The organism is Kocuria rhizophila, from assembly GCF_003667225.1.
GTDB classification, from domain to species: domain Bacteria; phylum Actinomycetota; class Actinomycetes; order Actinomycetales; family Micrococcaceae; genus Kocuria; species Kocuria rhizophila.
In genome coordinates, this window is record NZ_RCOM01000124.1 from 1 (window position 1) to 4,314 (window position 4,314).

At 68.4% G+C, this 4,314-nt stretch carries 4 protein-coding genes; 2 read left to right on the top strand and 2 right to left on the bottom strand.

Annotation, left to right across the window (positions count from 1 at the left end; translation table 11 throughout):
• The first annotated feature begins 144 nt into the window (after positions 1–144).
• Both D9R02_RS11285 and D9R02_RS11290 read left to right on the top strand, forming a co-directional pair.
• Positions 145–402, top strand: a complete 258-nt coding sequence (locus D9R02_RS11285) for a DUF6480 family protein (protein WP_039100644.1) — start codon at positions 145–147, stop codon at positions 400–402.
• A gap of 76 nt (positions 403–478) precedes the next feature.
• Entirely contained in the window at positions 479–1,327 is an 849-nt protein-coding gene (locus tag D9R02_RS11290; protein ID WP_121566928.1) for an alpha/beta fold hydrolase, read from the top strand.
• 28 nt (positions 1,328–1,355) lie between these two features.
• Here D9R02_RS11290 and recQ read toward each other — a convergent pair whose 3' ends face one another.
• The gene (recQ, locus tag D9R02_RS11295; protein WP_121566929.1) at positions 1,356–3,206 is read right to left on the bottom strand and encodes a DNA helicase RecQ; all 1,851 of its coding nucleotides are present in this window, start codon (positions 3,204–3,206) and stop codon (positions 1,356–1,358) included.
• A 52-nt stretch (positions 3,207–3,258) separates the two neighbouring features.
• Entirely contained in the window at positions 3,259–3,789 is a 531-nt protein-coding gene (locus D9R02_RS11300; RefSeq protein ID WP_141756168.1) for a hypothetical protein, read from the bottom strand.
• Between the last annotated feature and the right edge of the window lie 525 nt (positions 3,790–4,314).

Genomic DNA, 4,314 nt, shown 5'->3' on the forward strand with positions numbered 1-4,314 from the left:
GTCCAGCCCCGCGCTTTCCCGCCATACGACCCCGGCACCCCGCCGCACGCAGAGGTGATGACGACGGACTGACCCCCAAATACTCAGCCTGCTTGCTACAGTGGCTCCACCAACTCCGCACGAGCACCCAGGAAGTGGGCCACGGTGGCAGACATCAATCCGGAGGAATCCGAGCGGGACCGCAGCAAGGCAGCCGCAGCAGCCAATGAGCACTCCGGGTACAGCGTGGAGGGGGACACCCCGCCCGCTGAGGGACTTGGCGTGGGACCCACCAACAACGAGGTGGACCGCGAGCGCCCCGGCGAGGGCGCCGTGGGCAAGATTGTCCTGATCGGCCTGGCCGTGGTGGTGGCGCTGTTCATCGTCCTGGCCGTCATCGGGCGCGTCATCGGGTTCTTCTAGCCCCGCTCCGCCGCAGACCCGCCCCAGGCCCGGGGCCGCGGCTGACGAGCCCCTCCGTGCGCCATAGGGTGGGAGCATGACTCGGATCACCAGCTTCACGCGACAGGGACTCACGTTCGACGTTCTCGACCAGGGCCCAGAGGACGGACCCGTGGTCCTGCTGCTGCACGGCTTCCCGCAGGACGCCCGCTGCTGGGACTCCGTCACGGAGCGGCTGAACGCGCAGGGGCTGCGCACTCTCGCCATGGACCAGCGTGGGTACTCCCCGGGCGCCCGGCCCACCGAGCTGGCCGCATACCGCCGCGAGGAGCTCTCCGGGGACGCGCTGGCCCTCGCGGACGCAGCCGGAGCCGAGCGGTTCCACCTTGTGGGCCACGACTGGGGTGGAGTGCTCGCGTGGGACATTGCCCTGCGCGCCCCGGAGCGGGTGACCTCCCTGACCGTGCTCTCAACGCCGCACCCCACCGCCCTGAGCCACGCCCTGAAGACCGCGGACCAGCTCAAGAAGTCCTGGTACATGGGCATGTTCCAGATTCCTGCCGCACCGGAGCGGCTGCTCGCGGGAAGAATCGGCACGATCGCCCGCAAGCAGGGGATCAGCGAGGACGCCGCGTCCCGCTACGGACAGCGGTTCTCCACCGCCGAGGAGCTGCGCGGACCCATCAACTGGTACCGCGCGATGTTCCGCAAGGACGGCGTGACGGGCACACATGCTGGAAACGGCATCATCACGGTGCCCACCACGTTCGTGTGGGGCAACCGGGATCCCGCCCTGGGCCGCACGGCCGCGGAGGAGACCGAGGTGTACGTGCACGCACCGTACGAGTTCATCGAGCTCGACGCCGGGCACTGGCTTCCCGAGCGCGAGGCCGGCCGGGTGGCGTACGCCATCGCGGACCGGATCTCCTCCGTCACGGCCAGCTGACACCGATCGGCCACCTCGGTCCTCGGTCTCAGGAGACCGAGGAGCCCAGCACCTCCAGCACGGCGTCCCCGTACTCGGCGAGCTTCTTGGCGCCCACCCCGCTGATGCCGCTGAGCTGAGCGGTCGAGGCCGGAGTTGCCTCCACGATCCCCACCAGCGTGGCGTCCGAGAACACCATGTAGGGCGGGATCTGCTTCTCCTTGGCCACGGAGGTCCGCCACTCACGCAGGGCCTCGAAGGTCTCCTTGGCGGCCTCGTCCAGCGTGTCCGCGGCGCGTGAGCGCCCGCCGCCCGCACCACCGCGAGACCGGCCGCCGCCACGCGCGGCGGGGGCCCGGTCCACCGCGAGTTCCAGGGCGATCTCCCCGCGCAGCACGGGCCCGGCCTCTGGCCCGGGGACCAGCACGCCGAAGTCGCCCACGGCTTCCACCACCCGGCGCGCCAGCAGCTGCCGCAGCACGGACCGCCACTCCCGCTCGGACAGCTCCTGGCCGATCCCCCACACGCTGAGCTCCTGGTGACGGGAGGACTCCGTGCGGTCGTTCGAGCGACCGAGCAGGATGTCGAACACTTTGCCGGAGCCGAACTGCTCACCGCGTTCACGCTGCAGCCGGATGAGCGTGGACAGCAGCTTCTGGGCGGGCACGGTGGCATCCCAGACCTTGGGCGGGTTCAGGCACGTGTCGCAGTTCCCGCAGGCCTCCGAGTCCTGCCCGAAGTACCGCAGCAGCTGCACGCGGCGACAGTCCGTGGTCTCGCACAGCGCGAGCATGGCGTCCAGGTGCGAGCGGGCGTTGCGCTTGTGCAGGTCGCTGCCCTCGCCCTGGTCGATCATTCGCCGCAGGTTCACCACGTCCCCCAGGCCGTACGCCATCCATGCTGTGGAGGGCATGCCGTCGCGGCCCGCGCGACCGGTCTCCTGGTAATACCCCTCGATGCTCTTGGGCAGGTCCAGGTGAGCCACAAAGCGCACGTCCGGCTTGTCGATCCCCATGCCGAACGCGATCGTGGCGACGACGACGATCCCCTCCTCCCGCAGGAACCGCACCTGGGTGTCCTGGCGCATCGCGGCGTCGAGCCCCGCGTGGTACGGCAGGGCGGTGACCCCGCGCTTCGAGAGCCAGGCCGCAGTGGACTCCACGCTCTTGCGGGAGAGGCAGTAGACGATGCCGGCCTCCCCCGGGTGCTCCGACTGGATCAGCCGCAGCAGCTGGTCCTTGGCGCCGTCCTTGGGCTCGATCCGATACTGGATGTTGGGGCGGTCGAAATTGGAGACGAAGTGCCGCGCATTCTCCATGCGCAGCCGCTCGGTGATCTCCTGGTGGGTGGCCCGCGTGGCGGTCGCGGTGAGCGCGATGCGGGGAACGTCCGGGAAGGCGTCCGCGAGCACGGAGAGTCCCATGTAGTCGGGGCGGAAGTCGTGGCCCCACTGGGAGACGCAGTGCGCCTCGTCGATCGCGAACAGGGCAACCGGCGAGCGCTTCAATAGGTCGATGGTGCGCGGCAGGATGAGCCGCTCGGGAGCCATGTAGAGCAGGTCGATCTCCCCGGCACCGAGCTGCCGTTCGACCTCCTGTGCCTCGTAGGGCTCCAGCGTGGAGTTGAGGAATGCCGCGCGGATGCCCACGGCCTCGAGCGCGGCCACCTGGTCCGCCATGAGCGCGATCAGCGGGGAGACCACCACGCCCGTGCCCTCCCGCAGGATCGCGGGGATCTGATAGCACAGGGACTTGCCGCCGCCGGTGGGCATGAGCACCACGGCGTCCCCGCCGCCGACCACCTGGTCGATGATCTCCGCCTGCTCACCCCGGAAGGCGTCGTAGCCGAAGACCTCCCGCAGGACAGCAAGGGACTCGGTTTCGGTGCTCGTGGAGGTCATGCCCCCAGGGTAGGCGGTGCGGCCACTGCGGGCCCGGGCTGTGGAGGGGACCTCAGCCAACCATGGTCACAGGGCCGAAGTTGGCTCTGAGGGTGTTGCCATTGACCAGCACCGAGTGATCCACGAAGAAGTACCCCGTGGAGGAGAGATTGTCATTGCTCTCGAACCCGAATGAGGGCAGGCACGTGGTCCCGTCCTGCGCCGTGACCCCGCCGGTGTAGACGGTGGTGTAGGCGTAGTAGGTCACCCCGTTGAAGTACTTGTTCGACTTGCTGGAGTCCCGCGAGAGCCTGCTCCAGCCGTTGAATCCCGGGCCGTTCTGTGCCGAGAACGTGAGAGAGCTGTAGTAGGGCAGGTAGTACGTCACGGCAGCGTTGGAAATCTGAGTGGAAGAGTTCGTGTTCAGCACGCAGAACCCCCGGCCCGGCACATTGGACTTCGGAGTCGTGGAGAACAGCTTGAAGCTCTGGTAGTTGTCCACCCGCTCGGTGTACCAGGTCAAATTCCACGTGGCGCGCCCCCATGGGTCGAGCTGCGGCGTGGGCGAGGCGGCCATTGCGGGGGCGGCAGTCGCTACAGCCACCACGGGGATACTCCAAGCAGCTCCTTTCGCCAGTTGCCGGCGATCGATGCTTACGCTGCCCATGGTGGTCCTCCGTGTCACCGCCGTTCATGTAGAAACATGGATTTTATCATACATATGTATCTTATATTGGTGTTTTCCCATGTCAGATGCGTCTCTGTGGGGGATTCAGCGCACCCCACCTTTCCCTTCATATGAACCCGTGGAAAGCACCCCCCAACGCACCCCTCAGCTGCCCTCGGTGCACGTGCGACAGCCCGGCGATAGACTCGCCGGGTACGTCACCCCGATCCGCACCCGCGGAGGAACGAGGCTCACGTGCGCCAGGAGGCAGCCGGCTCTCACGCCAGCACCAGACAGCGCTGACCCGCGCGGCCGTCGTCTGCGGACGACCGGGCCGCGCCTTTCGTCACGCCCGAAACTCTCACCGCGTCCCTGCCCCGCCGCCGGACCGTGCCCTGCGTCGTCACACCCCCCTACGACGACGCAGGGCACGGTCCGGCGGCGGGGCAGGGACGCGGTGAG

Excerpts from the sequence above, each read along its gene's own strand:
- D9R02_RS11290 (WP_121566928.1), top strand. The coding sequence starts at position 479 with ATGACTCGGATCACCAGCTTCACGCGACAGGGACTCACGTTCGACGTT.
- recQ (WP_121566929.1), bottom strand. The coding sequence starts at position 3,206 with ATGACCTCCACGAGCACCGAAACCGAGTCCCTTGCTGTCCTGCGGGAG.